We start from the raw sequence: 25,586 nt of genomic DNA on the forward strand, positions 1-25,586 counted from the left end.
GTGTGACCTCACTGGGCGACGTGGGTGACGCGCTACGGCGCGTGCTGGACACGATCGACCAGTCGATAGCGGTGCACCACCAAGCTTCTGAACTCGCCGAACACGCGCGAGAGCTTCTCCGTGCTATCGGTTCTGGCAGCAACCACGCTGACGTGGAACAGGCCTGCGCGTGGTTCACCCGCGTGATCGAGGGAATCAGTGAGCCGGAAGGTCAGGTGTCCACGCTCGCGACCATCGCCGATGAAATCCGCTCCTACCTGCACCGTCACGGCCTCACGCAAGAGGTCTCCCCACAGCAGCTTTCTCAAAGCACCGCCGAGCAGGTCGAAACTCTGCGTCGTCAACTGCCACCTCCAGTACAAGCGGGCAGCGGGCAGAAGACACACGGGCGATGGTTCACCCCCGGCAGCATGGAGGCACGCTCGGTCGTGAGCGGTGAAGACGACGAGTCTGCGGAGGTCTGGCGCGTCTTGCAAGAAACGCGGTTTCCGGAAAAGGGTCCGCCGATAACCATCACCCACGTGGAGACCAAGCTCGCCGTGCGAATGCGACGCGAGGATGTCAAGCACGCGAGTGTGGTCATCAACTACACGCCATGCCGCATGAAGTGGGGTTGTGACAACCTGCTGCCGGTACTTCTGCCTGATGGATGCACGCTGACGGTGTACGGGCCGAATTACCGGAAGACGTTCACAGGAGGGAAGCGCCCGCCGTGGCAACGCTAGAGATCTGGTACGACCAGAAGCCGGACAACGACTACGGCCCCGGCGACCCCGCCATCCTCGTGACCACGCACGAGGAGCTGACAGCGTTCATCGACCGCGTTAGCGAACGGTCTGGCGATCAACCGTGCCCATCGGTGGTCGAGGTGTCCATTGCGGAAGATCCGTACGGCTTCCCCACCGTAAATGCGGGAATCGGTCCTGACCGTGGATACGTCCGTGTCAGTGGCGCGGACGACCTTCGCGCGACACCAGGGTCCCCGGACGCGGTCGGAGAGCGTATCTACGACTTCCAAGGGCATGAGACGTTGGTGCCCGCGAGCTGCGAAGTTCCGCTGACAACCGTCCGGCTGGTGCTTGCGGCCTTCCTCGATCACGGCGGCCTGATCCCCGCGGACTTCCCACACCTGGAAACCGTCAGCTGAGCCCGTCGGGCAGCGGCAGGTCCAGCGCGGCGAGGAACCGCCGGGTCTTGACCTCGACGAACACCTCACCGTCGTCGATCTCGTCGACGTTCTCCGACTCGTCCCACTCGAACGCGTTCGGGTCCTCGTCCTCTGCCAGGAAGGCGAGCAGCTCCGCCTGCTTGGCCGTGACGTCACCGCCGGAGTTTTGCGAAGCCCACCAAGCGGCCAGTCCCGCGGCCTCCCGCAGCACGTCCGTCGGATCGGACGCGTTGGGGTTCTCGAAGTAGGTGCGCGGCGTCAGCCCCAGGTAGGCGACACCGGCGCCGGGGCCGGCGGGGGCGTAGACGACCGAGGTGATGTCGCTGTCGTGGATGTCGATCCACAGGAACGGCTCCGCGAGCGGTGGCAGCTCGCCCTCGGACAGCGTCTTCCAGGAACCGTGCTCGTAGGCGTAAGTGCCGAAGAATCCCACTACCAATCCTTAGCTGATCTCGACGCCGCTGATCGACGTGCCTTCCGGGAGGTCCTTGACCTGGGCCCAGAGCTGTCCGTGGATCGACCAGTAGACCTCCTCGTCGATCACCTCCAGATTCTCCACGGTCTCCGCGCCGCCCAGGAACAGCGGTTGCTTGAACCCCACGCACGTGCCTGGTGCTTCGCGTTGCGGGTGCAGGGCGCGCCAGCCGGTGAAGAGGTGCTGGGCGAGGAAGGTGCCTGGGTCTTCGAGCACGTACTCGTCGAGCAGGTCGGGGATCGTGCCGTCGAGGCTGTACACGCTGCCGGTGGCGGGGTCCATCAGAAGGATCATCGCGCCGCGGTGCAGGTCGAGCACGTACAGGCGGCCTGTCCAGTCCTGGGCGAACGGGCGGATCTGCGGTGCGCGCTCCGGCCACATCAGGTTCGCCAGTCCCTGTGCGCGGCGGGCCTCGTCGTCGGTGAACACGCGGAGGATGCCGTTGCCGAACGAGAGTCCCGCGGCCAGCGTGACCAGCTCGGCCAGGCCGGGAACCTGGCGCAGCGACGCGATGTTCTCAGGTGGCGACGCCTCGCCAGGGTCGAGCGGGTACGTGCCGGTGAAGCGTTCGAACACTTTCGTCCCCCATGAACGACGACGAGCCCCCGCCGGTGAAGGCGAGGGCTCGTCGAACAGAACTCAGTAGCGGTAGTGCTCCGGCTTGAACGGGCCCTCGACGTCCACGTCGATGTACTCGGCCTGGTCCTTGGTGAGCTTGGTGAGCTCGCCGCCCAGTGCTTCGAGGTGGATGCGGGCGACCTTCTCGTCCAGCACCTTGGGCAGGCGGTAGACCTCGTTGTCGTACTCCTTGAACTTGGTGAAGAGCTCGATCTGAGCGATCACCTGGTTCGAGAAGGAGTTCGACATGACGAACGACGGGTGGCCCGTCGCGTTGCCGAGGTTCATCAGGCGGCCCTCGGACAGCACGATGATCGTGCGGCCCGTCGGGAAGACCCACTCGTCGACCTGCGGCTTGATGTTGTTCTTGCGGATGCCGGGGTAACGCGCGAGGCCGGCCATGTCGAGCTCGTTGTCGAAGTGGCCGACGTTGCCCAGGATCGCCTGGTGCTTCATCTGCGCCATGTGCTCGACCTTCACGACGTCCTTGTTGCCGGTCGTCGTGATGATGATGTCGGCGATCGGGAGGACCGACTCGAGCTTCGCGACCTGGTAGCCGTCCATGGCTGCCTGCAGGGCGCAGATCGGGTCGATCTCCGTGACGATGACGCGGGCGCCCTGGCCGCGCAGGGACTCGGCCGAGCCCTTGCCGACGTCGCCGTAGCCGCAGACGACCGCGACCTTGCCGCCCATGAGGACGTCGGTGCCGCGGTTGATGCCGTCGATCAGCGAGTGGCGGATGCCGTAGCGGTTGTCGAACTTCGACTTCGTCACGGCGTCGTTGACGTTGATGGCCGGGAAGAGCAGCTCACCGGCGGCGGCCAGCTGGTACAGGCGCATGACGCCCGTCGTGGTCTCCTCGGTGACGCCGCGGATGTCCTCGGCGATGTTCGTCCACTTCTTGCCGTCCTTCTCGAGCGACGCGCGCAGCGTGTCGAGAACGATCGTGTACTCCTCCGAGTCGTCGTCGGAGGCCGCCGGCACGACACCGGCCGCCTCGTACTGGACGCCCTTGTGCACGAGCAGCGTCGCGTCGCCGCCGTCGTCGAGGATCATGTTCGGGCCCTTGCCGTCGGGCCAGGTGAGCATCTGCTCAGCCGTCCACCAGTACTCCGGCAGGGTCTCGCCCTTCCACGCGAAACAGGCGACGCCCTTGGGCTCCTCCTCCGTGCCGTGGGGGCCCACGACGACGGCAGCCGCCGCGTGGTCCTGCGTCGAGAAGATGTTGCAGGAGGCCCAGCGCACCTCGGCGCCCAGGTCAACCAGGGTCTCGATCAGCACGGCCGTCTGGATCGTCATGTGCAGCGAGCCGGAGATGCGGGCACCCTTGAGCGGGTACACCCCGGAGTACTCGCGGCGGAACGCCATGAGGCCGGGCATCTCGTGCTCGGCCAGCCGGATCTCCTTGCGCCCGAACTCGTGGAGCGAGAGATCGGCCACTGCGAAGTCAATGCCGTTGCGAGTCTGCAACCGTTCCGCGGTCATTGCGAAGTCCTCCAAGGCACTTCAGAGAGGGTGTCGTCCGACCATACCGCCCGCTGATGCACCACTATGGCCCCCACGTCAGGTGAGGGAGGTCTCGGGTGTTGCTTACTGGCCCGGACACACGTGTCGTCGAACTGCGCGTGCACGGCGTCCAAGGGACGACGCCGCAGACGCTGGTCGACGCCGTTGCGGCCGTGGACGTTGCGGGAGACGGGCTCGGGCGCATCGTGCGTCCGGCGGACAGACTCCGCAGGCCCGCGCCGGGACCAGTGTTGCAGACCGACGGCCGTCCCATCCCCCGCGTGGTCGAGGGGTATCTGTGGGGTGGAATGACCTCGGGAGGTGTGGCGAAGGCCACCTGGGCGTTGCTCTTCCCGTTCAGCATCGCGAACGTCGCGCACTGGATGCTCCCTCCCGTTCCCGAACGGAACCTGCCCGCTCACCTGCTCGGCATCGGTCTGCGGTCCTTGCTGCGGGTGTTCGCCCTGCTGCTGACGGCACTGCTGGTCGCGCAGATCTCGGTGGTCAGCCTGGACCTGCTCGCCGCCCAGTGTCTCCGGCCCGGTACTGCGTGTTTGACCAGCATTCCGGACGACGTGCGCACGTTCCCGTGGTTCCGGACGTTCCTGGGGCTGTTGCCGATCATCGTGGTCGTCGCGGTGATGCGGCGCGTCTCGCACGTCGAGTGGCGGATCGAGCGCAAGGAGATCGCCGAGGCCGAGGAGCAGGAGAAACAGCCCTCGTCCGGACTGCCCGGCGCGCACGTCGCGACCGATCCGGACACCCCGGCGCTGCGGTCGCTGCACGTCGTGGCGGCTCTGGCGGTGACGGCGCTGATCGCGTTGGGCGGGCCGTTGAAGCAGCTCACGGCCACCGGTGGCATGGGTGTCGCGATCACGGTGGCGTGGATCGTGTCGCTCGTGCTCATCGGTGTGTCCGTGCTCGGTGTGCTGCTGCTGGACGACCCGACGGGCGGTGCGCCTCATCGCGGCGGACGGTGGTTGCGCGCGGCTCTGGGCCGACGGCCGCGGCGGGGGCTGATGGTGCTCTCGGTGGTCCTGGTCCTGACGACGCTGGGGCTGCAGCAACAGCTGCCGCTGCGGGCGCCGGGCGCGGACGTGACCGTGCAGGTCGTGGCGTTGCTGATGGCGTTCGTGCTGGTGCTGTTCGGGCTGATGCTGGTGCCCGCCGCGTTGCTCGCGCGAGGTACCTGGAGGAAGTTGCCGCGCGAGCTGCGGCCGTGGGCCGGTGGCTGGTTCGCCGCGCCGGTGCTGGCGATCGCCGGGCTGCTCGGCGGTGGCTTCGGCGCCGGGGTGGCGTTGCCGGTGCGCAAGGCCCTGGGTGACGAGCTGGCGCTGCCGGTCGGGTACAGCTACATCACCCTTCTGTGGGGCGTGGCCGGGGTGCTGGCGGTGCTGAGCGTGCTCGCGGTGGCGTCGTTCACGGGCGCGGTGCGGTGGCGGGCGTTCCGCAAGGGCAAGGTGTGGGCGCGCGAGGCGTCGCTGCTGCACTCCGGCCGGATGCGCGACCTCCGCATGGCGACGCGGGCGTGGTGGTGGGCGCGCTGGGAGCGCAACCACGGCCATCAGATGATCATGATCATCGCATCGGTGCTGGTGGCCGGTGCCGTGCTGGCTTCTCTGCTGCGCGTGCGGAACGTGCCGCTGGCGTCGTGGACGTTCCCCTTCTCGGCTTTCGGCGTCTTCGTGCTCGGCCTGCTGGCCGTGTCGCTGCTGCGGGCCGTGTACCTGGCGGCGCGGCAGCCGGAGTCCGGGCGGCGGCTCGGGATCATCGCGGACATCGCGCAGTTCTGGCCGCGCGAGGCGCACCCGATCGTGCCGCCCTGTTACGCGCTGAAGGTCGTGCCGGAACTCGTCGCGCGCGTGCAGGACCACCTGCGCGACCCCGGCACCCGCGTCGTCCTGTGTGGACATTCGCAGGGTTCGCTGCTCGTCGCCGTGGCCGCGGCCCGGCTGCTGGAGGAGCTGCCCCCGCACGACCGCGAACGGATCGGGCTGCTCACGGCCGGTTCACAGCTGCAGTGGGCTTATCCGCGGGCGTTCCCCGCCGTGGTGCCGCACGCGTCGCTGGCCCGGCTGGCCGGCGGGCTGGACGGACGTTGGCGCGCGTTGTGCCGCGGCACGGACCCGTTGGGCGGCGCGGTGACGACGTGGCGGCGGCAGGTGTTCGACGGGATGCTGCTCGGCGTCGGGTACCGGGAGGACGGCTCGGAGGGCGCGCTGGCACCGGCGCTGCGCGGGCCGACCGGGGCGTTGGTGCTGGGTGGCGACCACTGGCTGCCGGATCCGCAGCGGGGGCCGTTCCCCGGACGGCGGTGGCGGTCGGGGGTGTCGGCGCACTCGGACTACACGTCGGACCCGGAGTGGGACCGTGCCGTGGCGATCGCGGCGGGGCTGTTGCAGGTGGACGCGCCGGAATCGCCCGCGCTGCCGTTCGCGCGGAAGCCGGAAACTCGGTCGCGGGACGCGCTGGGCGGCTCCTAGTGTGCGGGCCATGCTGACCGGTGATCTCGTCCGACTGCGGCCCGTCGAACCGGAGGACGCCGACGCGTTCCACCGCTGGCACAACGACGAGGAAGTGATGCGGTGGCTGCAGAGCTACTACTACTCGTCGCTGGCGTCGGATCGCAGGCGCTTCGCCGACCTCAAGGAGAACTCCTACGAGAAGGTCACCCTCTGCATCGAGACGCTGAAGGACGGCAAGCTCATCGGCGTCGTCGTGCTGCGGGACGCGGACCCGGTCAACGCGCGGGCGAAGGCCGACATCTACATCGGCGAGAAGGACCACTGGGGTGGCGGCTACGGCACGGACGCCCTGCGCACGGCCTGCCGGTACGGGTTCGACACCCTGCGGCTGCACTCGATCGAGCTCGATGTCGTGGAGGCGAACGCCCGCGCTATCCGGTCCTACGAGAAGGTCGGGTTCCAGGTCGACGGACGGCTCCGGCAGTCGTTCTTCCGCGACGGCGAGTGGCACGACGCGCTGCTGATGTGCGTGCTGAGGGACGAGCTCATCTGAGGGCGGGCGCGAGGTGACCGATCGCCTCGCGCAGGTGATCCTCGACCGAGGCCGCCTGCACCACGACGAGGCCTGACGGGCGCACGTCCACCCACCGTTGCACGGCGATGCGGGCGGCGGCGGACACGGCTGCCGCCAGGACCTCGGCGCCGCGAAGGTCCTTGCCCAGGCGTTCGGCGATCATCTCGGCGATCGGTGGTTCCATCGACGACACCGAGTCGAGGTAGGCCTCGCGCAACGCAGGCGTCGAGGTGATCAGGGCGAGGGCCTCGGTCGGCGGTTCGCGGTACTGCTCGGCGAACGCGGCGATGATCGAGTCCGCCAGGGGTTCGTCGGACGGCCTGTCCCGCAACGCTTCCACGACCTGGAGTGCGCGCGTGGCCGTGATGCCGGCGACGATCGCGTGTTCGCGACTGGGGAAGTAGTTGTTGTAGGTGCGTGGGGAGACGTTCGCCGCCTCGGCGATCTCGTCCACCCGCACGTCGTCCACGCCCTTCTCCAGGGCGAGCCTCAGCGCGGCGGCCGCCAGCGCCGCTCGGGTCTCTGTCTTCTTGCGCTCGCGCAGTCCCACGGCGATCACTGTAGAGACCTGTTGCAACACGATCACTACCGATTGACTTTCGATAGATCACTACCGATACTCGATCCATGATTGCTGAACGTTGGGCGGTGACAGCCCTCCGGGTGTTCCTGGTGGCGCTGTTCGGGATCCTCGTCGTCCTGGAGACGTTGTCGATCCCCGGCTCCTACGCGTACATGGCGGAGCAGAACCCGGCGGAGGCCCACCTGAGGTGGCCTTCGACGATCGTGTCGGTGTTCTGGGTCGTGTGCGTGCAGGTGGTCATCGTCGCCACCTGGAAGCTGCTCACGTTGGTGCGCAAGGACCTGATCTTCACCGAGGCCGCCATCAAGTGGGTCGACGTGATGGTGTGGGCGATCGCCGCGGCGTGGGTCGTGCTGGTGGCGGTGTTCATCTGGGTCGGCGTCAACGCGGACGACCCCGGCGTGATCGTGTTGTTCTTCCTGTTCACGTCGGCGGTGTCCGTGGTCGGGCTCGTGCTGGTCGTGATGCGGGCGCTACTGCAACGCGCCACTACGCTGCGTGCCGACATGGAAGCGGTGATCTGATGGCCATCGTCGTGCGCATCGACGTCGAGCTGGCCAAGCGCAAGATGAGCGTCGGCGAGTTCGCGGAGAAGGTCGGGCTGACCCCCGCCAACGTCGCCGTGCTGAAGAACGGGCGTGCGAAGGCCGTGCGGTTCAGCACCCTGGAGGCCATGTGCCGGGTGCTGGAATGTCAGCCGGGTGATCTCCTCGAGTTCGTGGACGACGAGGAGTCCGCCTAGCCCAGCCGCTTCGCCAGTCGGTCGGCGGCCTCGAGCCGCCCCGACTCGGCGAGCAGGCCCACCGGTGCCAGCACGTAGTCGCGGTCGACGGTGATCTCGGCGGTCTTGAGCACCGGCCGCAGCACGGGATCACCCCGCAACGCCTCGATGATCGGCGAGATGTCCTCTGTGTGCCGGAAGACGCCACCCGACAGCACGAGCAGGCCCGCGCCGTGCGGGCCGAGCTGGCCGTCGACCTGCCGGAGATGCCTGCGCACGGCCAGAATCGCCGCGAACGACGCCAGCTTCACGTCGACGGACGGATCTTCCGCGAGCCAGTCGACGTTCTCGGCGCGGTACCTCGCCTCCGCGGTCAGGTCCTCGGTCGTCAGGCGTTCGGCGTGCGCCTCCTTGACGACACCGGGCGCCGACCAGCGCATGCCGAGATCTCCCTCGACGGTGCGGCGATCGGGCGGCAGCGCGACCGTCCTCTCCAGACCTTCACTGTCCACAGTCGACACCGCCGAGTAGACGTCCGTGGTCGCGCCACCGACGTCCACCACGAGCACGGCGCCCTCGCGGTCCTGCGCCGCGAGCCGGGAAACGCCCGCCAGCACGGCATCCGGCGTCACGGCCCGCACGAGCTGCCGGAACCGCGGCCCGCGCGACAGCCCCTTGCCGCCGATCACGTGCTGCAGGAACGCCGCGCGGATCGCCTTGCGCGCCGGCTCCGGGGCGAGCCTGCCGACGTCGGGCAGCACGTTCGGGCAGGCCACGACCGTCCGTTTCGCCAGCAGCTGCAACGCTTCCGGCTGCGCCTCGACGTTGCCCGCCAGCACGATCGGCACGGCCACGCGGGCGAGCTTCGCCGCGTTGCGCAGCAGCACCGACTGGTCGCCACCGTCCGTGCCGCCGACGAGCAGGACCAGGTCCGGTGTCGTGGCCCGGAGTGCCTTCACGTCGACCGGGCCCGCGCTGACGTGCACGATCTTGGCGCCCGCGCTCAACGCGACCCGGTAGCCGGCCTCCGCGCTCACGACGCGTTCCTGGCCGACGACCGCGAGCCGCAGACCGCCACCCGCCGACGAGCACGCGAGGATCTCGCCGTCGCCCACCTGGGAGCGCAGCGCGTCGATGCCCCGCAGCACCTCCGGCGGCGTGGTGGGGTGCTGCCCCGTCTTGACCAACTCGCCCTCGGGGGTGACGAGCGCGGCCTTGGTCCAGGTGGAACCGACGTCGAGACACAGGATCACGGGGTTAGCTAACCACCATGAAGCTCACGCCCAAGGTGATCCTCGAAGGCACGCGGCTGACCGGCAAGACGGACCTGGCCTTCGCCCTGAACGAGCACCCGCGTCTCGTCGGCCATCGCCGGTACCGCTACCACTCGCCGCTGGTCTCGGCCGAGTGGAGCGGGTTCAGCAACGAGCCGTGGGGCCGCGGGCTGATCGACTTCGCACTGGACGAGACCGCGCACGCGATGGAGACCTACGAGACGTGGGTGCGGATGTTCGAGCTGCAGCGCTACTACTCGTGGATCGTCGACCGCTTCCACCTGTCCACGCTGGCGTACCAGGCACGGCAGGGGCGCGAGTTCGACTTCGGCTGGCTGGAGGAACGGCTGAAGCCGCTCAACTTCGCGATCGTGCTGTGCACCCGGCCGGAGGACACGTTCGAGCAGGCGCGGGAGGAACGGCTGAAGATCAGCGCGAACCCGAAGCAGTACGTGTCGCTGGAGCCGTTCGTCCAGGAGCAGCGCCAACTCCGCGAGCTCGCGGCGAAGTCGATCCTGCCCGTGCTGGAGCTGAACGTGACGCGGCAGGGCCCGGACGACGTGGCGCAGTGGCTCGACGAACGGGGTCTGCTGACGCTCTAGTCGTCGGCCCTCTCGTGCACGACCTGCATGAACGATCCGAGCTGCGCGAGCTGCTCCGGCGTGAAGAGGTCGATCAGGTACTCGCGAACCGTGCTGACGTGGCCGGGCGCGGCAGTGGCCAGCAGGTCCTTGCCCACGTCGGTGAGCACGGCCAGGATGCCGCGCTCGTCGGACTCGTGCGGCTCGCGCCGCACGAGTCCGGCCTTCTCCAGCTTGCCGATCTGGTAGGTCAGCGAGCTCTTCGACACCACGACCCTGCGCGCCAGTTCGGTCATGCGCATGCGGTTGCCCGGCTGTTCGGACAGCACGACCAGCACGTTGTACTGCGCGTGCGAGAGGCCCGCGTCGCGCTGCAACTGCTGTTCGATCTGTCTCTCGAGGAGGTGGTAGGCCTGGACGAAGTGGTGCCAGGCGCTGCCTTCCTCCTCGGAGAGCCACCGCGCGTTTCCCATGGTGGGCAGGTTAGTTGGTGACGAGCTACTTGCCTGCCTCGTCGCTCTGCTTGCCCAGCACCGAGTTGCGCCGGCTGTAGACGAAGTAGACGACGACGCCGAGCGCCATCCAGATGATGAACCGGATCCAGGTGAGCGCGGTCAGGTTCAGCATCAGCCACAGGCAGGCGAGGATCGCGAGGATCGGCACCAGCGGCACCCACGGCACGCGGAAACCGCGCGACAGCTCCGGCCGCGTCTTGCGCAGCACCAGCACGCCGCCGGAGACGAGGATGAACGCGAACAACGTGCCGACGTTCACCATCTCTTCGAGCTTGCCGGCCGGGAAGAAGCCCGCCGCGATCGCGACCAGCGCGCCGACGATGATCGTGATGCGCGTCGGCGTGCCGTGGCTGCCGGTCTTCGCCAGCTTGCGCGGCAGCAGTCCGTCGCGCGACATCGCGAACAGCACACGGCTCTGGCCGAGCATCAGCACCATGACGACGGTGGTCAGACCGGCGAGCGCGCCGACCGAGATCACCGTTGCCGCCCAGTCGACACCGTTCTGCGCGAACGCACTCGCGAGCGTCGCGCGCGTGCCGTCCGGCTGGGTCGCGAGTTCCGTGTACGGCACCATGCCCGTGATCACCAGCGTGACGGCGACGTAGAGCACCGTGACGATCGCGAGCGAACCGAGAATGCCGCGCGGCACCGCCTTCTGCGGGTTCTTGGTCTCCTCCGCCGTGGTCGCCACGACGTCGAACCCGATGAACGCGAAGAACACGATCGAGGCCGCCGCCAGCATGCCGAGCACGCCGTACGTGCTGCCCGAGTAGCCGGTGATCAGCGAGAACAGCGACTGCTCGATGCCCGTGTGCGCGGCAGGCCCACCTTCGGCGGCCGGCGGGATGAACGGGCTGTAGTTCTCGGCCTTGATGTAGGTGATGCCGAGCACGATCACGAGCAGCACCACCGCGACCTTGATGGCCGTGATGACCGCGCTCACCCGCGAGCTCAGCTTCGTGCCGACGACCAGCAACGTGGTGATCACCGCGACGAGCAGCACGGCGCCCCAGTCGAACTTGAAGCCGTCACCCACCTCGGTCTTCACGTCGATGCCCATGAGGCCCAGCGTCGTCTGCAGGTAGGCCGACCAGCCCTTGGCGACCGCGGCCGACCCGACCGCGAACTCCAGCACCAGGTCCCACCCGATGATCCACGCGGCGAACTCGCCGAACGTCGCGTAGGAGAAGGTGTACGCGCTGCCCGCGACCGGCACCGTCGAGGCGAACTCGGCGTAGCACAACGCGGCCAGCGCACAGGCGATCGCCGCCAGCACGAACGACAGCGAGACCGACGGCCCCGCGATGTTGCCCGCGGTGCTCGCGGTGAGCGTGAAGATGCCCGCACCGATGACGACCGCGACGCCGAAGACCGTGAGGTCCCAGGCCGACAGGTCCCTGCGGAGCTTGGTGTCCGGCTCGTCCGTGTCAGATATCGACTGCTCGATCGACTTCGTGCGCCACAACCCGTTCCCCGGCACGGTGCATACCTCCTTGATGGAACCTGAATTGGCCCACACTAGAGGTATCCACCAGCCGAGCCCCCTATAGCTCGTTTCATATGGCACGCGGGGCGCTTTCGTACTCCATGTGAGTACGAAAGCGCCCCGCGTGCGATCAGGAAGTCAGGAGCTGGCGACCGTCGAGCGGTCCAGGTCCGGTTCCAAGTAGATGAGGCGCGCGTGCGGCACCTTGGCCCGCACCCGCTGCTCGGCGTCGTTGATCGCCTGCGCCACCTCGTCGAGCTGCAGCCCGGGGTTGAGCGCGATCTTCGCCGCGACGAGCATCTCCTCCGGGCCGATGTACTGCGTCTTGATGTGGATGACGCGCTGCACCTTGCCGGCCGCCAGCTCGTCGATGATCACGTCGAGGTCCTTGTCCGACGCGCCCTCACCGATCAGCAGCGACTTCATCTCGATGATCAGGATCACCGCGATGACGCCCAGCAGCACACCGATGGCGACCGTGCCGAGCGCGTCGAAGACCGGGTTGCCGGTGATCGTCGCGAGGCTGACACCGATCAGGGCCAGCACCAGGCCGATCAGCGCGCCCGCGTCCTCCAGCAGCACGACCGGCAGCTCCGGCGTGCGGGAGTTGCGGATGAACTGCCACCAGGTGGCGTCGCCCTTGATCTTCTTCGACTCGTTGATCGCGGTGATGAAGCTGTAGGTCTCCAGGCCGATGGCGACGACGAGGATGCCGACGGCGACGAGCGGGCTGGAGAGGTCCTCCGGGTGCTGCAGCTTGTGGATGCCCTCGTACAGCGCGAAGACCGAGCCGAGGGTGAAGAGCATCAGCGCCACCACGAACGACCAGAAGTACCGGTCGCGGCCGAAGCCGAACGGGTGCAGCTTGGTGGCCCTGCGCTGCGCGGTCTTCTGGCCGAGCAGCAGCAGGCCCTGGTTCGACGTGTCGGCCACCGAGTGCACCGACTCGGCCAGCATCGACGACGAGCCGGTGATCAAGAATCCGATGAACTTGGCCACCGCGATACCGGCGTTCGCCACCAATGCCGCGACGATTGCCTTGGTCCCGCCCCCTGCTGACACGCCTGTCTCCTCGCAACCAGTCCGATTTGTCCGGCCGAACCTTAGTCTGTTCCGGCCGTGGCGCGGAAAAGTTCAGCGGATTCGACACCATCCGGGCGGACGAGCACCGCCGGGTCCGAGGCGGGCAGCCACACGGACTCGCCACGCGCCAGCTTCAGCTCGTCGCCTCGGGCGTTCGTGAGTACCACGGAACCCTCGGTGCAAATCATGATCTGCGGGCCGTCGTGGTTGATCCGCGTCTCGCTCGCCAGGTCCAACCTGGACAGTTCGAACTCCGGCGCGGGCGTGCGGTAGACGCGGACGCCGGGCTGGATCTCCTCGCCCAGCAGCACTTCCATGTCACCGCAAGTGAAGTCGAGCACACGCAGCAGCTCGGGCACGTCGACGTGCTTGGGCGTGAGGCCGCAGCGCAGGACGTTGTCCGAGTTCGCCAGGATCTCGATGCCCGTTCCCCGCAGGTACGCGTGCAGGTTGCCGGCGGGCAGGTGGATCGCCTCGCCCGGCTGCAGCACGATGCGGTTGAGCAGCAGTGCCGCGAGCACACCCGCGTCGCCGGGGTAGGACTCGCCCAGCTCCAGGATCGTGCGGCACTCCAGGTCGAACTCGCCGTGCTCCTTCACGTGCAGCACGCACGCGTCGAGGACCTGGGGCAGCAGCGTGCTCAGCGACGTCTGCGGCAGCGTGATCAGCATCGTGAACAACGCGCGCAGGCCTGAGGAGTCCGGCTGCGCGACCAGCATCTCGGTGTACGGGGACAGCGCGGGCGCGTCCAGCGTGCGCAGCAACGAGATGGTCCGCGACGGCTCCCGGAAACCGGCCAGCGCGTGGAACTCGGTCAGCGCGCAGATCAGTTCCGGCTTGGCCGCCGGGTCCTTGTAGTTGCGGACCGGGGCGTCGAGCGGCACGAGACGCCGTTCCTCGGCCGCGAAGCCCTCCGCCGCCTGGGCCGCCGACGGGTGTGCCTGCAGGCTCAGCGCCTCGTCGGCGGCGAGCACCTTGAGCAGGAACGGGAGCCTGCTGCCCCACCGCTCGGCCACGCGCGGGCCGAGCTGGCCGTCCGGGTCGGACGTCAGCAGGTCGAGCAGCGAGCGCTCGGCGCCGTCCGCGCTGCGGACGCGGGACGGGTCGCCGGGATGGGCGCCCATCCACAGTTCGGCCTCGGGATGGGGTGCGGGCACCTCCTTCCCGAGCAGCTCGGCGATGGCCGTGCGTGAACCCCACGCGTACGGCCTTACCGCGTTGTGCAGCAGGTCCACTTCTAAGTCAGCTCCCAAATCAGTACGGGTTGCCGCCGAGAGTTCCGGCGGCGAGCCCGAGGTACAGCGCGGCCAGTTCGAAGCGGAGCGCGAGCAGTGCGGCGCTGACCGCGTCGCCTCCCGCCACCTCGACGGCCGGCTCCAGCACGTCCGCGCCCGGCAGGGCGTCCTCGGCGGCGTGCCGCACAGCATCGGCCACAGGGCCCTGGCGCACGGCCAGCAACAGCACGCGCACGAGTCCGCTGCCCGGTTCGTCGTCCGGGTCCGCGAAGAGGTCTGCTCCCGATGTTCCCTGCACGGCCCGGCGGTGCAGCACCGGGCGGGTCAGCGCCTGTGAGTACCCGGTGACGTCGCAGGCCACACCGGCGAACGCCGCCAGCACGCTCGCGCCGTGCGCGCCGACCGACGTGGCGACCTCGTCGAGGCCCCACAGCAGCGGCGTGCGGTCGGCGACGCGCAACGCCAGCGACTTCGCCGGGTTCACGAACGACTCGTGCATCGGGTGGTCGCGCTCGGCCTCGCGGTCGAGCTCGTCCGCGATCAGGTCGACGTCGACCTTCAGCAGTCCCAGCGAGTGCAGCACCAGCAGCCACGCGGCAAGCGCGCGCGGGAAGCTGAAGCCAGGCGGCACGTCGATGCGCGGCGGCAGCAGCACCGCCCTGCCCGCGGCGGCCGCGGCGATCGGACCGGAGTCCGGCGCCGTCAGCAGCGTGCGGGCGCCCCTGCGGACGGCCCTGTCGATCGACTCGGCGAGCACCCGGTCACCGGGGTCCTCGGTGTGCGCGAGCACCACGTCGAGAGCGCCGACCCAGGGCGGCACCTCGTCGGACACCACGACCGGCACCGAGCAGCCGGAGCCGAGCAGCGCCATGACCACGTTGGCGACGGCGACCGAGTGGCCGGGCCGGGTGATGAGCACGACCGCGCGCGGGCGTTCGGAGAAGATCCGCTCCAGCCCCGCCTCGGCCGCGGCCTCAGCGGTGGAACGGACCTGTGCCCCTGCCCGCGCGGCGGCGCGCAGCCACCCGCCCGTGTCGGCGTCGGCGAGGCGGCTCGGGTCGTCGAGCAGCGTGTCGTCGAGCACCTGGTCACACAGCCGACGGCGGCTCGACCGCCTCGTCCAGCAGCAGCACCGGGATGCCGTCGCGCACCGGGAACGAACGGCCGCACGCGGTGCACGTGAGGAAGTCCGCTTCCGGATCGGTTGGCGTCCCGACCTGCAAGGGCGCGTGCTCAGGGCACGGGCAGGCGAGAATCTCCAGCAACTGCTCTTCGAGCTTGACGGCCACGGTGTTCTCCTCAGGCCCGCACGATCGCGAGGACCTCGTCGCTGAGCGCGGCGACGGCCTCGGGGGTGGCGGCTTCGACGTTCAGGCGCAGCAGCGGCTCGGTGTTCGAGGCCCGCAGGTTGAACCACGACCCGTCCGCCAGCTGCACGGTGAGACCGTCCAGCTCGTCGATCGTGACGCCGTCCTTGGACCCGTACGCGTCCTTGATCGCGGCGATCCGCCCGGCCTGGTCATTGACCGTCGAGTTGATCTCACCGGAGGCGGCGTAGCGGTTGTAGATCGAGGTCAGCGTCGACAGTGGACCGTCCTGCTCACCGAGCGCGGCCAGCACGTGCAGCGCGGCCAGCATGCCGGTGTCGGCGCGCCAGAAGTCGCGGAAGTAGTAGTGCGCGGAGTGCTCGCCACCGAAGATGGCGCCGGTCTTGGCCATCTCCTCCTTGATGAACGAGTGGCCGACGCGCGTGCGCACGGGCTTGCCACCGTGCTCGGTGACGATCTCCGGCACGGCGTGCGAGGTGATCAGGTTGTGGATGATCGTGCCGCCGGGGTCCTTCACCAGCTCGCGCACGGCGACCAGCGCCGTGATCGCGGAGGGGCTCACCGGGTCGCCGTTCTCGTCCACGACGAAGCAGCGGTCCGCGTCGCCGTCGAACGCGACACCGGCGTCGGCACCCTCGGCCTTGGTGCGGGCCTGCAGGTCCACGATGTTCTTGGGGTCGAGCGGGTTCGCCTCGTGGTTCGGGAAGCTGCCGTCGAGCTCGAAGTACATGGGGATGACCTCGATGGGCAGGCCCTCGAAGACCTGCGGCACCGTGTAGCCGCCCATGCCGTTGCCCGCGTCGACCACGATCTTGAGCGGGCGGATGCCCTTCAGGTCGACCAGGTCGTTGAGGTAGGCCGCGTAGTCGACGAGCATGTTGCACTCCTCGAACGTTCCCGGCTCGACGCCCTCGACGTCCGGAACCTGGTTCTCGGCGTCCTGACGGATCTGCCCGAGACCGGTGTCCTGCCCGACCGGCGACGCACCCGCGCGGCACAGCTTGATGCCGTTGTACTGCGCCGGGTTGTGGCTGGCGGTGAACATGGCACCCGGCAGGTCGAGCTTGCCGGACGCGAAGTACAGCATGTCCGTGCTGGCCAGACCGATGCTGATGACGTTCACGCCCTGCGCCTGAGCGCCCGCGGCGAACGCACGCGACAGCTCGGGCGACGAGTCACGCATGTCGTGACCGATCACGATCGTCGGTCCACCGACCAGGCGCGCGAAGGCGGCGCCGAAGTCGCGGACCAAGCCGGCGTCCAGCTGTTCGCCGACCACCCCGCGGATGTCGTACGCCTTGACGATGCCGGACAGGTCACGCACGCCGCACACTCCCGAAACTCGCTCTTGACGGCCACTGCCAGGGCAGCCTACCGGCGAGAGGATTAGTGGTGCGTGTGGTCAGTCAGTCCTCGTGCGGATCAGGCAATACCCGCAGGTGGCCACGCCTGTGAGAGCCCGCGGGCACGTCGGGCAGCTTCGGGCTCACATCAGCACGCCCAGCCTCCCTCACCGCCTCGGCCAACGCCGTCAGGTCGTCCACAGTCGGCTCGGGCGCCGCGAACTCACCCTGGTGCCTCACGACCTCCCAGCCACGAGGCGCCGTGAGCCGCAACGCGTGCTCCTCACACAGGTCGTAACTGTGTGGTTCGGAGTACGTGGCAAGCGGCCCGACGACCGCGGTGGAGTCCGCATAGGCGTAGGTGAGCGTGGCGACAGCCGGGTTAGCACACCCGGTTCGCGAGCACCGTCTCACGCTCCGCACGATCGGGGACGATAGCGCGTCCACGGGAGGCTGTGTGTGAGGCACGCTGTGTTTAGTCGTCCGGGGGAACAACTAGGCTGCTCGGTTGTGGTGATGGCAAGGGGTTCACAGCGGCAGAATTCGCCGCGCCGACGCAACCGCGACCGGCACGGCCGAGGCCTGCGCGGCCCGCTCTACCCAGCCACGCTCCCGGCAGCCCGCTCTCGGGCAGAACGCTTCGACGCCCTGGTCATCGAGGCTCTGGAGCCCATCGAGGCCCGCTGGCGAACCGAACTCACCCAGCTCGACGTGGCCGTCGACGACGTGCCGGACGTCCAGGTGGAGGGCGAGGACGGCGTGGTGGAGGACGGCAACGTCCCCCTGGCCCGTCTGCTGCCCGCCGGCTCGGACAACCGGGCGCGGATCGTGCTGTACCGCCGCCCGCTGGAGGCACGCGCGAAGGACGGCGCGGATCTGTCCGATCTGGTGCACGACGTGCTGGTGGAGCAGATCGCCAACTACCTGGGCCTGGACCCGGACGTGGTGGACGAGGGCTGAGACCCCTCTCACACCGTTCGCGCGACCTCACCTGCCACGGAGCCACCCCGCCGCCGGGTGGGCACGGCGGTCAGCAGGGTGAACAACGCGGCAGCCCCCTGCCCCAGCAACAAGAAGTCCCGCAGGGTCCCGGACATCTCCACCCGGACCTCGGCATCGGCAGAAGGCAACGGCACCCCCACCAGGTGCCCCCAGGCCCGGACGACCGGCACCTGCTGCCCGTCCACGAAAACCTGCCAGCCGGGCTCGTCCTCAGCGGCGAGCACCAGCACCCGCCCCTCCCCACCAGGCGAAACCCGGACCGCCACCTCAGGCAGCGACAGGTTCACCGGCACCACCCCGGAGGCAGCCAGCTCCTCAGGCGGCTCCCCACCGGTCCGAGCCCGCCGAGCCAGGTCAGGCGCCAGCAGAACCCCGGTGTCGGCAGCAAACCGCAACCGCAGGACAGGCCGCCCATCCGAAGCCCCAGGCGCCACCGACACCAGTTCCCCAGCAGCAGCCCGGACCCGGGCAGCAGCCTCCTCAGACGGCAGAACCACGAACGTCACCCCAGAGGCAGCAGCCTGAGCCAACGCCGTCTTGACGGCCGGAGCAGCCCCGTCCAGCAACGACGAGTTCCACCGACGCAACCGTGCAGGCGACGACACGGTGGGCACCAGGTCGTCATCCCCAAAGGCAGGCATCCGCCCGGCGACCTGCCGAACCGGCGACCCGAGGATCAACACGGACCGTCCACTCCGCTCCAGCTCGGCGGTCAAGGACGGACTCAACGCCACCCCGCCCCCGGCCTTCAACGGCCCGGACCGAAGATCCAGGAACCCGGCCACCCCCAGACTGACCAAGGTCACCACACCAACGACGTACACGGCCCGCCGAACCCGAGCCCGCCCGGCAACACCGGGAGCCACCCCGCGCTGACACCCGGCCAGCACCACGCAAACGAGCCCCCACGCCAACAGGACCAGCGGCGTCCCAGGCCAAGCCCCCACTGCAGCGACAGCAGCCAACGCCCCGATGGCCAGCACGATCACCATCAGCCCGGGCAACATAGAAGCGTTGGGCCGCAACACAGCGGCAGCGAACGCGGCAGCGACGAAGACAGAGCACACGATCAGGTTCGGCGGAGGCGACGAGAACGCCGCCCCAAGCCCATTGAGAACCATCTCCGGGTGTTGCAGCAAGACGGCGGGCCACGGCAGAAGCAGCGCCATAGGCAGAAGCACGATCACGAACAGAGCCACGATCCTCCGCGCACCACCGGTCACCGCCACGAAGCCGGCCAAGGCCCCCACGATCACCACAACGTGGGTCAGCGGAGAGAACGCGCCGAGCACCGCGACACCGATGGCGGTCCCAGAGGCCATGGGCAGCCAGGCGTGCGTGGAAGACGCGCGCAAGACCGCGTACACGCCGGCGAAGACCACGGGCGTGACGACGTGCACGACGACGACGTCCAGGCGACCTTCGGCCACGGCCGTTGTGGCGACGGGCAGCAGCCCGTAGAAGGCGGCCACCACCGCGCGCACGGAACGTCGTACGCGCATGCCGCGTGATGCGATGTAGGCGGACAACGCGGCGAGGGGGATATCGCCGAGCAACAGCAGGGCGACGGCGAACGACGGGCCGCCGGGGATCAGGCCGAGGACGGCCAGTGCGGCGGGTGCGGGGGCCGCGGTGCCGCCGAAGACCGGGTGCCAGGACGACAGGTAGGTCGACCAGACCGACCCCACCGAGCCGACGGGAAGCAGTCTGCCGCCCGCGAGGTCGAGGCCGAGGCGGGACCAGTTCGCGATCACGGCGACGGCCGAGAGTCCCAGCAACAGCAGCACCGGGGGCGCCAGCAGCAGGGAGCGCAGCATCCGCGACTGGTCCACCTCGACGAAGACCATGCCGGGGGCGCCGCGCGGGCCTGGCGACGGGCGGGGGCGCGGTGACGGGCGCAGGGCACCGGGCAGGGCCGCGTCCACGGGCACGACGACGGGTGGGCGGCGCAGGCCGGCGACGCGCGGGCGGCCTCGGGAGGCGCCCGCGGGCAGCGCGGAGGGACCCACCGGGCGGGAGTCCACTTCGGACGGTTCCAGCCACGGCGAGCCGATGTCGGTTGCGGGCAAACGACCTAGCGCGGCGTCGGCCTCGACCCTGCGGCGGATCAGGAACGCGGCGCCGGCACGCACGGCGTTGCGCAGGCGGGTGAGTCTGCTGGTGAAGAGGCCGCGCACGACGGCGGAACCGCGGCGGGCGCGGCGGCCTTCGAGCAGGCGGCCCCTCGTCAGGAGGTAGCGGGCCGCGCCCACCTCGGCGTGTGCGTCCGCGAAACGCCGGAGGAACAGGAAGCCCAGGGCGCGCAGCAGCGACAGGAACAGCAGCCGCGGCAGTCCTACGACAAACGAGGAACTTGAACAATTGACCAAAAATGTACGCATGCCGTGCGCGCGGTCGACGCCACGAAATGACGGGCCCGGCCGTGCCATGGCCGCATCCAAACGACGTGAGCCTTTAGTTGCGGCGCGTGCATGTCGCATGCGTGCGACCGGTACGCACAGGACCAAATGACCTGAGCGATTAGCGCGCCAGCCGAAGTCGAGATCGTCGCGCAGCAGCGGCATCGCTTCGTCGTAACCGCCGAGCGCGTGCCAGATCTCACGTCTGATCAACGATCCCGCGGACGAGACGGCGAGAACCTCGGTGCTCTGCTGAAACGATGCGGAATGCTCCGCTGAGGACAGTCCAGTCTGTCGATGTCCTGAAGAATCCGTCGACAGACCTGCCTCGACGACCAGACGAGAATCCACCCAATCGAGGCATAGAGGACCCAGCACCGCAGCCGACGGCGACACCTCGGCCGCGGTCAGCAGAGCGGTCAGGCAGTCGGGTTCGGGCGCGCTGTCGTCGTGCAGCAGCCACAGCCACTTGCCGGGGTCACCCCAGCGTTCGACGGCGTGCTCGACCGCGAGGCGCACGGCGGTGCCGAAGCCCGTTCCGCGCGGCGCGGTCAGCACGCCGTCCAGCAGATCCCCCGCCTCGGCCAGCACTTTTGCCGTCCGGTCGGTTGATCCGGTGTCGACCGCGATCACGTGCCGGGGGCTGATTCGCTGACGCCGCAACGCGGACAGCGCCGTGCTGAGCCACTGGTCTCCGTCGTGGCAGACCAGGACGCACAGCACCGGCGCGGTCCGGAGCCTCGGCTGAGGACTTGTCACGTCCCCAAGTTAGGGCACAAAGATCACGCTTCTAGACGGCTCGCTTCTTCAGTTTGCGGCGCTCTCGTTCACTGAGACCGCCCCAGATGCCGAAGCGTTCGTCGTGCTGGAGTGCGTACTCCAGGCACTCCGAGCGCACCTCGCAGCCCAGGCAGATGCGCTTGGCCTCCCGAGTCGAACCACCCTTTTCAGGGAAGAACGCCTCAGGATCCGTCTGGGCGCAGAGCGCGCGCTCCTGCCAGTCCTGCTCGTCGGCAGGGTCGAACAGGTACGACAGCTCGCCCTGCACGACCGGCTGAGTGACGTGATCTTCTTCGAGCTCTTCGAATTCCTGCATTTCGTCCGCCTCCTCGCCTTCCGCTCTCCCCGGTTGGCGGACGCCAGTCGCCGTTCCCACAACGACGAATGACACCGATGTGATTACACCTGCGTCACAGCGGGCGGTCAAGCGGAGTCCACACGTCGGGGGATATTCGCGCGGATGGCCGCAAAAACCTTGACGTACTGCACGGACAGTGATTCACGTGTCGCAACGTGTCCCCGAACGGCCCACGACACCAGCCGACACGCCACACTGGAGGGGTGAAGCGATCAGCGGTTCGCCCCAGCCCACTGTTCCTCGGCCTGCTCGCGGCTACCGTCGCCGGAGCCGCGCTCACCCTGCTCGAAGGTGACGTCGCCATCATCTCGGGCACCATCCTCTTCGTACTCGCCGGGTGGGCGGTGACGCTGTGCCTGCACGAGTTCGGGCACGCCGCCGTCGCGTACAAGGGTGGCGATTTCTCCGTACGTGACAAGGGTTATCTGACCCTCGACATCCGCCGCTACACCGACCCCGTGCTCAGCATCGTCCTGCCGCTCGTGCTGCTGGTCTTCGGCGGAATCCCCCTGCCGGGTGGTGCCGTCTGGATCAACCACCACGCCCTGCGCTCGAAGAAGATCGAGTCCTTGGTCTCACTCGCGGGACCGATCTCGAACCTCGTGATCGGCGTCGTGCTCGCACTCGTCGTCGCGATCCTCTCGCCGCCGATCGCGCTCGCCTCCGCCATTTCGTACCTTGCTTTGTTGCAGGTGTTCGCGTTCGTGCTCAACATCCTGCCGGTCCCCGGACTGGACGGCTGGGGCGCGATCGAGCCGTTCCTGCCCTACAGCGCACAGCGGTTCGGCGCGAAGGCGCGGCCGTGGGCGCCGCTCGTCCTGTTCGCCGTCCTGATCGGCTTCAGCCAGGTCAGCCTGCTGTTCTTCGAGGTGTCGGCCGGCCTGTTCGAGCTCATCGGCGGTGACCGCGGCTACGCGGGCGCCGGCTCGGCCGCGTTCATGTTCTGGCGCTACCTGTAAGGGCGAACCGGCGCTGTGGAAGCATGGGCGGGCGTGAAGGTCGTAGCACTGGTCGGCGGGGTCGGCGGCGCGAAGTTCCTCCAGGGACTCAAAGCGCTCGGAGCGGATGTCACCGCGGTGGTCAACACCGGCGATGACGTGTGGATGCACGGGCTGCGCATCACCCCTGACCTCGACACCTGCATGTACACGCTGGGCGGCGGGATCGACACCGAACGCGGCTGGGGCCGTGCGGAGGAGTCGTGGACCGTCAAGGAGGAGCTCGCCGCCTACGGCGCCGAGCCGACGTGGTTCGGCCTGGGCGACCGCGACATCGCGACCCACCTCGTCCGCACCCGGATGCTCCGCGCCGGCTACCCGCTCTCCGCCGTCGCGGAGGCGCTGTGCGACCGGTGGAAGCCGGGCGTGCGGCTGCTGCCGATGTCGGACGACCGGGTGGAGACCCACGTCGTCGTGGAGCTCGACGGTGAGACGAAGGCCATCCACTTCCAGGAGTGGTGGGTCAAGCACCGGGCCGGTGTGCCCGCGCAGTCGTTCGCGTTCGTCGGTGCCGAGACCGCGACGGCCGGGCCCGGCGTGCTGGACGCGATCGGGGAGGCCGACGCGGTGATCCTGGCCCCGTCCAACCCCGTGGTGAGCATCGGCACGATCCTCAACGTGCCCGGCGTGCGCGACGCGTTGCGCAAGACCGAGGCCGGGGTCGTCGGCCTGTCGCCGATCATCGGCGGGAAACCGTTGCGGGGCATGGCGGACGCCTGCCTGGACGCGATCGGCGTGGAGACCTCCGCCGAGGCCGTCGGGCGGCTCTACGGCTCCCGCAAGTGTTCCGAGGACGGCATCCTCGACGCGTGGCTGGTGCACACCGGCGACCGCGCGGACGTGCCCGGAGTCGCTGTTCGCGCGGTCCCGCTGTTGATGTCCGATGTGGACACCACGGCGCAGATGGCCCGTGACGCGCTGGAACTGGCCGGAGTCGACGTTGGCTGACCACGCCGCGGCGGCGCTGGAGCTGCTGCCGGTCACGGGCCTGCCGGAATTTCGCCCCGGAGACGACCTGGCGGGCACGATCGCGAGGACAGCGCCCTGGCTGCGCGACGGCGACGTGCTGGTCGTCACGTCCAAGGTGCTGTCCAAAGTGGAGGGAAGGCTGGTCCGCGTGCCGGCCGATCCCGAGGAACGGGACAGGATCCGGCGCGAGCACGTCGACGCGGAGTCGGTGCGGGTGCTCGCCCGCAAGATGCGCACGCTGATCACCGAGAACAAGCTCGGCATCGTGCAGGCCGCGTCCGGTGTGGACGCCTCGAACGTGGCGGGCGACGAGATCGCGCTGCTCCCGGTCGACCCCGACGGTTCCGCGGCCTCGTTGCGCGGCGCGCTGAAGGACCTGCTGGGCGTCGAGGTCGCCGTGGTGATCACGGACACGATGGGCCGCGCGTGGCGGATGGGCCAGACCGACGCCGCGATCGGCGCGTCCGGCATCCGCGTGCTGCACGACTACGCGGGCGCGGTCGACGAGCACGGCAACGAGCTCGCGGTGACGATGGTCGCGGTGGCCGACGAGATCGCGGCGGCCGCGGACCTGGTGAAGGGCAAGCTCGGCTCGGTGCCGGTGGCGGTGCTGCGCGGGTTCGAGGTGGTCGACGACGGCTCCACGGCCCGCGACCTGAACCGGCCGGTCGAGGACGACCTGTTCAGCCTCGGCACGGAGGAGGCGATGGCCCAGGGCCGCGCCCAGGCCGTGCTGATGCGCAGGTCCGTGCGGTTCTACTCGGACGAGCCCGTTGATCTCGCCGTGGTGCGCAGGGCCGTCGGTGCGGCACTGACCGCACCCGCACCGCACCACACGAAGCCGCTACGGTTCGTGCTGGTGCGGGAGAAGCGCGCGGAGCTGCTCAAGGCCATGCGCGAGCAGTGGGAGAGCGACCTGCGCGCCGACGGGTTCACCCCCGAGCAGATCACGCGCCGGGTGCGCAGGGGCGACCTGCTGGTGGAGGCGCCGGAGATCGTCGTGCCGTTCCTCGTCCGCGACGGGGCGCACTCCTATCCCGACGAACGCCGCGCGGACGCCGAGAAGACGATGTTCACGGTCGCCGGTGGCGCCGCCGTGCAGGGCCTGCTGGTGGCGCTCGCCGCCGAGGGGCTCGGCTCGTGCTGGGTGTCGTCGACGATCTTCTGCGCGGACCTGGTGCGTTCCGTGCTGGGTGTGCCGGCCGACTGGGAGCCTCTCGGCGCCGTCGCGATCGGACACCCCGCCGAGCCGCTCACGCCGCGCGAACCGCTGGAAGGACTGATCGAGCTGTGACGCTGCACGCCGACGCCGTCTCGACGCTGAGCCGGTTCTCGGGACAGGACGCACTGCGCGAGGCCTACCTGGGCTTCCTGGCGGCCCGCGAGGACGCCTGCATGCGATCTTGCGAACCGGGGCACCTCACGGCCTCAGCGTTGGTCCTGGACGCCACCGCGGAGCACGCACTGCTGACGCTGCACCCGCGCGTGGGCCGGTGGCTGCAGCTGGGCGGCCACTGCGAGCCGGAGGACGTGTCGCTGGCGGCCGCGGCGCTGCGCGAGGCCACGGAGGAGTCCGGCATGCGAGGCCTGCGCATCGAGCCGACGCCGATCCACCTCGACGTGCACCCGATCACGTGCTCGCTCGGCAAGCCGACGCGGCACTTCGACGTGCGGTTCCTGGTGCGGGCGCCCGTCGGCGCGCAGCCGGTCCGTTCAGCCGAGTCGGTGGACCTGCAGTGGTGGCCGCTGGACTCGTTGCCGGACAACGTGGACGACCTGCACCCGTTGATCGAGAGCGCGCTCGCCCGGCTGCGTTAGAACATCTCCAGGCCTTCGCGGCCGAGTTCCGACCGCAGCCGACCAAGGTCTCCATGAGGCCGGATGAGCGCTCATGAGCGGTGAGTTCCCATGCCCGCGCTGGACCGAGCTCAGCGCCGGAGCGCCCGGTATCGCTTGAGCAGGGCGGTGATCCGCGCGGGGTCGGCCGCACCGTTCAGCTCGGCGAGCAGGTCGTCGGGGCACAGTTCGTAGTGGTCGCCCCACCAGCTCCGCGACTTGTTGTTCCAGATCCGGTAACCGCCGGGCACGCCCCTCGCCACGTACTGCCGCTTCGCCATCGGATCTC

General features: G+C 69.2%; 28 protein-coding genes. 12 read left to right on the top strand and 16 right to left on the bottom strand.

Features of this window, described 5'->3' with window-relative positions:
• Positions 1-2 precede the first annotated feature (2 nt).
• Entirely contained in the window at positions 3-725 is a 723-nt protein-coding gene (locus ACSHWB_RS08965; protein ID WP_439661619.1) for a DddA-like double-stranded DNA deaminase toxin, read from the top strand.
• A complete protein-coding gene (locus ACSHWB_RS08970; RefSeq protein WP_439661620.1) occupies positions 713-1,147 on the top strand; it encodes an Imm1 family immunity protein in 435 nt (144 codons plus the stop codon). The genes ACSHWB_RS08965 and ACSHWB_RS08970 overlap by 13 nt, the downstream gene beginning before the upstream one ends.
• Here ACSHWB_RS08970 and ACSHWB_RS08975 read toward each other — a convergent pair.
• The 3 genes from ACSHWB_RS08975 to ahcY all read right to left on the bottom strand — a co-directional run bounded on the left by ACSHWB_RS08975 (position 1,140) and on the right by ahcY (position 3,746).
• Entirely contained in the window at positions 1,140-1,601 is a 462-nt protein-coding gene (locus ACSHWB_RS08975) for a hypothetical protein (RefSeq protein ID WP_439661621.1), read from the bottom strand. The two genes, ACSHWB_RS08970 and ACSHWB_RS08975, sit on opposite strands and share 8 nt — an antisense overlap.
• A 9-nt stretch (positions 1,602-1,610) precedes the next feature.
• Positions 1,611-2,219 carry a T6SS immunity protein Tdi1 domain-containing protein gene (locus ACSHWB_RS08980; protein WP_439661622.1) on the bottom strand — a complete coding sequence of 203 codons (609 nt, stop codon included), beginning with the start codon at positions 2,217-2,219 and terminating at the stop codon, positions 1,611-1,613.
• A 63-nt stretch (positions 2,220-2,282) separates the two neighbouring features.
• Positions 2,283-3,746 (bottom strand): adenosylhomocysteinase, encoded by a 1,464-nt coding sequence (gene ahcY / locus ACSHWB_RS08985; RefSeq protein ID WP_439661623.1) that lies wholly within the window; start codon positions 3,744-3,746, stop codon positions 2,283-2,285.
• 98 nt (positions 3,747-3,844) lie between these two features.
• On the opposite strand from ahcY, the gene ACSHWB_RS08990 reads away from it, so the two are divergent.
• Positions 3,845-6,250, top strand: a complete 2,406-nt coding sequence (locus ACSHWB_RS08990; RefSeq protein WP_439661624.1) for a hypothetical protein — start codon at positions 3,845-3,847, stop codon at positions 6,248-6,250.
• A 10-nt stretch (positions 6,251-6,260) separates the two neighbouring features.
• Positions 6,261-6,785: a GNAT family N-acetyltransferase gene (locus ACSHWB_RS08995; protein ID WP_439661625.1), complete on the top strand. Its 525-nt coding sequence runs from the start codon at positions 6,261-6,263 to the stop codon at positions 6,783-6,785.
• Here the strand turns inward: ACSHWB_RS08995 and ACSHWB_RS09000 are convergent.
• Positions 6,778-7,356 (bottom strand): TetR/AcrR family transcriptional regulator, encoded by a 579-nt coding sequence (locus ACSHWB_RS09000; protein WP_439661626.1) that lies wholly within the window; start codon positions 7,354-7,356, stop codon positions 6,778-6,780. The two genes, ACSHWB_RS08995 and ACSHWB_RS09000, sit on opposite strands and share 8 nt — an antisense overlap.
• Positions 7,357-7,433: 77 nt before the next feature.
• On the opposite strand from ACSHWB_RS09000, the gene ACSHWB_RS09005 reads away from it, so the two are divergent.
• A complete protein-coding gene (locus ACSHWB_RS09005) occupies positions 7,434-7,913 on the top strand; it encodes a DUF2975 domain-containing protein (RefSeq protein WP_439661627.1) in 480 nt (159 codons plus the stop codon).
• Positions 7,913-8,131: a helix-turn-helix domain-containing protein gene (locus ACSHWB_RS09010; protein ID WP_030476549.1), complete on the top strand. Its 219-nt coding sequence runs from the start codon at positions 7,913-7,915 to the stop codon at positions 8,129-8,131. The genes ACSHWB_RS09005 and ACSHWB_RS09010 overlap by 1 nt, the downstream gene beginning before the upstream one ends.
• Here the strand turns inward: ACSHWB_RS09010 and ACSHWB_RS09015 are convergent.
• Entirely contained in the window at positions 8,128-9,363 is a 1,236-nt protein-coding gene (locus tag ACSHWB_RS09015) for a glutamate mutase L (protein ID WP_439661628.1), read from the bottom strand. The genes ACSHWB_RS09010 and ACSHWB_RS09015 overlap by 4 nt on opposite strands.
• Before the next feature lie 17 nt (positions 9,364-9,380).
• Between ACSHWB_RS09015 and ACSHWB_RS09020 the strand changes: the two genes are divergently transcribed.
• Positions 9,381-9,986 (top strand): hypothetical protein, encoded by a 606-nt coding sequence (locus ACSHWB_RS09020; RefSeq protein WP_439661629.1) that lies wholly within the window; start codon positions 9,381-9,383, stop codon positions 9,984-9,986.
• Here ACSHWB_RS09020 and ACSHWB_RS09025 read toward each other — a convergent pair.
• The 8 genes from ACSHWB_RS09025 to ACSHWB_RS09060 form a co-directional block, all read right to left on the bottom strand.
• Positions 9,983-10,438 (bottom strand): MarR family winged helix-turn-helix transcriptional regulator, encoded by a 456-nt coding sequence (locus ACSHWB_RS09025; protein ID WP_439661630.1) that lies wholly within the window; start codon positions 10,436-10,438, stop codon positions 9,983-9,985. The genes ACSHWB_RS09020 and ACSHWB_RS09025 overlap by 4 nt on opposite strands.
• A gap of 25 nt (positions 10,439-10,463) precedes the next feature.
• On the bottom strand, positions 10,464-11,960 hold the full coding sequence (locus ACSHWB_RS09030; RefSeq protein ID WP_439661631.1) for an amino acid permease: 1,497 nt from the start codon (positions 11,958-11,960) through the stop codon (positions 10,464-10,466).
• Between the two features lie 144 nt (positions 11,961-12,104).
• On the bottom strand, positions 12,105-13,028 hold the full coding sequence (locus ACSHWB_RS09035; RefSeq protein ID WP_439661632.1) for a cation diffusion facilitator family transporter: 924 nt from the start codon (positions 13,026-13,028) through the stop codon (positions 12,105-12,107).
• A 41-nt stretch (positions 13,029-13,069) separates the two neighbouring features.
• A complete protein-coding gene (manA, locus tag ACSHWB_RS09040; RefSeq protein ID WP_439661633.1) occupies positions 13,070-14,284 on the bottom strand; it encodes a mannose-6-phosphate isomerase, class I in 1,215 nt (404 codons plus the stop codon).
• Positions 14,285-14,303: 19 nt separating this feature from the next.
• Positions 14,304-15,368, bottom strand: coding sequence for a hypothetical protein (locus ACSHWB_RS09045; protein ID WP_439661634.1), 1,065 nt, complete (start codon positions 15,366-15,368; stop codon positions 14,304-14,306).
• A 4-nt stretch (positions 15,369-15,372) separates the two neighbouring features.
• Complete coding sequence (locus ACSHWB_RS09050) at positions 15,373-15,573, bottom strand: Trm112 family protein (protein WP_439661635.1); 201 nt, start codon at positions 15,571-15,573, stop codon at positions 15,373-15,375.
• Positions 15,574-15,583: 10 nt separating this feature from the next.
• Positions 15,584-16,936: a phosphomannomutase/phosphoglucomutase gene (locus tag ACSHWB_RS09055; RefSeq protein WP_439661636.1), complete on the bottom strand. Its 1,353-nt coding sequence runs from the start codon at positions 16,934-16,936 to the stop codon at positions 15,584-15,586.
• Positions 16,937-17,018: 82 nt separating this feature from the next.
• Positions 17,019-17,378 (bottom strand): DUF3499 domain-containing protein, encoded by a 360-nt coding sequence (locus tag ACSHWB_RS09060; RefSeq protein ID WP_189154299.1) that lies wholly within the window; start codon positions 17,376-17,378, stop codon positions 17,019-17,021.
• A 93-nt stretch (positions 17,379-17,471) separates the two neighbouring features.
• Between ACSHWB_RS09060 and ACSHWB_RS09065 the strand changes: the two genes are divergently transcribed.
• Positions 17,472-17,915: a metallopeptidase family protein gene (locus ACSHWB_RS09065; RefSeq protein WP_439661637.1), complete on the top strand. Its 444-nt coding sequence runs from the start codon at positions 17,472-17,474 to the stop codon at positions 17,913-17,915.
• A gap of 8 nt (positions 17,916-17,923) precedes the next feature.
• Here the strand turns inward: ACSHWB_RS09065 and ACSHWB_RS09070 are convergent, their stop codons facing one another.
• Together ACSHWB_RS09070 and ACSHWB_RS09075 are read right to left on the bottom strand one after the other, a co-directional pair.
• Positions 17,924-21,115 carry a glycosyltransferase gene (locus ACSHWB_RS09070; RefSeq protein WP_439661638.1) on the bottom strand — a complete coding sequence of 1,064 codons (3,192 nt, stop codon included), beginning with the start codon at positions 21,113-21,115 and terminating at the stop codon, positions 17,924-17,926.
• 31 nt (positions 21,116-21,146) lie between these two features.
• Positions 21,147-21,452: a WhiB family transcriptional regulator gene (locus ACSHWB_RS09075; RefSeq protein ID WP_051784712.1), complete on the bottom strand. Its 306-nt coding sequence runs from the start codon at positions 21,450-21,452 to the stop codon at positions 21,147-21,149.
• Between the two features lie 245 nt (positions 21,453-21,697).
• Between ACSHWB_RS09075 and ACSHWB_RS09080 the strand changes: the two genes are divergently transcribed.
• From ACSHWB_RS09080 to ACSHWB_RS09095, 4 genes are read left to right on the top strand one after another with little or no spacing between them, the layout of a single operon-like run.
• Complete coding sequence (locus ACSHWB_RS09080; RefSeq protein ID WP_439661639.1) at positions 21,698-22,453, top strand: site-2 protease family protein; 756 nt, start codon at positions 21,698-21,700, stop codon at positions 22,451-22,453.
• 33 nt (positions 22,454-22,486) lie between these two features.
• Positions 22,487-23,440 (top strand): 2-phospho-L-lactate transferase, encoded by a 954-nt coding sequence (cofD, locus tag ACSHWB_RS09085; protein ID WP_439661640.1) that lies wholly within the window; start codon positions 22,487-22,489, stop codon positions 23,438-23,440.
• Positions 23,376-24,755, top strand: a complete 1,380-nt coding sequence (locus ACSHWB_RS09090) for a coenzyme F420-0:L-glutamate ligase (RefSeq protein WP_439661641.1) — start codon at positions 23,376-23,378, stop codon at positions 24,753-24,755. Before cofD ends, ACSHWB_RS09090 begins: the two co-directional genes overlap by 65 nt.
• Positions 24,752-25,279 (top strand): NUDIX hydrolase, encoded by a 528-nt coding sequence (locus ACSHWB_RS09095; RefSeq protein WP_439661642.1) that lies wholly within the window; start codon positions 24,752-24,754, stop codon positions 25,277-25,279. Before ACSHWB_RS09090 ends, ACSHWB_RS09095 begins: the two co-directional genes overlap by 4 nt.
• 110 nt (positions 25,280-25,389) lie before the next feature.
• On the opposite strand, the gene ACSHWB_RS09100 is transcribed toward ACSHWB_RS09095, so the two are convergent.
• Positions 25,390-25,578 carry a hypothetical protein gene (locus ACSHWB_RS09100; RefSeq protein WP_439661643.1) on the bottom strand — a complete coding sequence of 63 codons (189 nt, stop codon included), beginning with the start codon at positions 25,576-25,578 and terminating at the stop codon, positions 25,390-25,392.
• Positions 25,579-25,586: the final 8 nt, after the last annotated feature.

Source organism: Lentzea sp. HUAS TT2 (genome assembly GCF_051853195.1).
In the GTDB taxonomy this organism is placed as follows: Bacteria; Actinomycetota; Actinomycetes; order Mycobacteriales; family Pseudonocardiaceae; genus Lentzea.

What these genes read in the sequence shown, in the direction of transcription:
- ahcY (WP_439661623.1), bottom strand. Translation starts at nt 3,746, where the DNA reads ATGACCGCGGAACGGTTGCAGACTCGCAACGGCATTGACTTCGCAGTG.
- ACSHWB_RS08995 (WP_439661625.1), top strand. Translation starts at nt 6,261, where the DNA reads ATGCTGACCGGTGATCTCGTCCGACTGCGGCCCGTCGAACCGGAGGAC.
- ACSHWB_RS09005 (WP_439661627.1), top strand. Translation starts at nt 7,434, where the DNA reads ATGATTGCTGAACGTTGGGCGGTGACAGCCCTCCGGGTGTTCCTGGTG.
- ACSHWB_RS09010 (WP_030476549.1), top strand. Translation starts at nt 7,913, where the DNA reads ATGGCCATCGTCGTGCGCATCGACGTCGAGCTGGCCAAGCGCAAGATG.
- ACSHWB_RS09020 (WP_439661629.1), top strand. Translation starts at nt 9,381, where the DNA reads ATGAAGCTCACGCCCAAGGTGATCCTCGAAGGCACGCGGCTGACCGGC.
- ACSHWB_RS09025 (WP_439661630.1), bottom strand. Translation starts at nt 10,438, where the DNA reads ATGGGAAACGCGCGGTGGCTCTCCGAGGAGGAAGGCAGCGCCTGGCAC.
- ACSHWB_RS09065 (WP_439661637.1), top strand. Translation starts at nt 17,472, where the DNA reads ATGGCAAGGGGTTCACAGCGGCAGAATTCGCCGCGCCGACGCAACCGC.
- ACSHWB_RS09075 (WP_051784712.1), bottom strand. Translation starts at nt 21,452, where the DNA reads ATGCAGGAATTCGAAGAGCTCGAAGAAGATCACGTCACTCAGCCGGTC.
- ACSHWB_RS09090 (WP_439661641.1), top strand. Translation starts at nt 23,376, where the DNA reads ATGTGGACACCACGGCGCAGATGGCCCGTGACGCGCTGGAACTGGCCG.
- ACSHWB_RS09100 (WP_439661643.1), bottom strand. Translation starts at nt 25,578, where the DNA reads ATGGCGAAGCGGCAGTACGTGGCGAGGGGCGTGCCCGGCGGTTACCGG.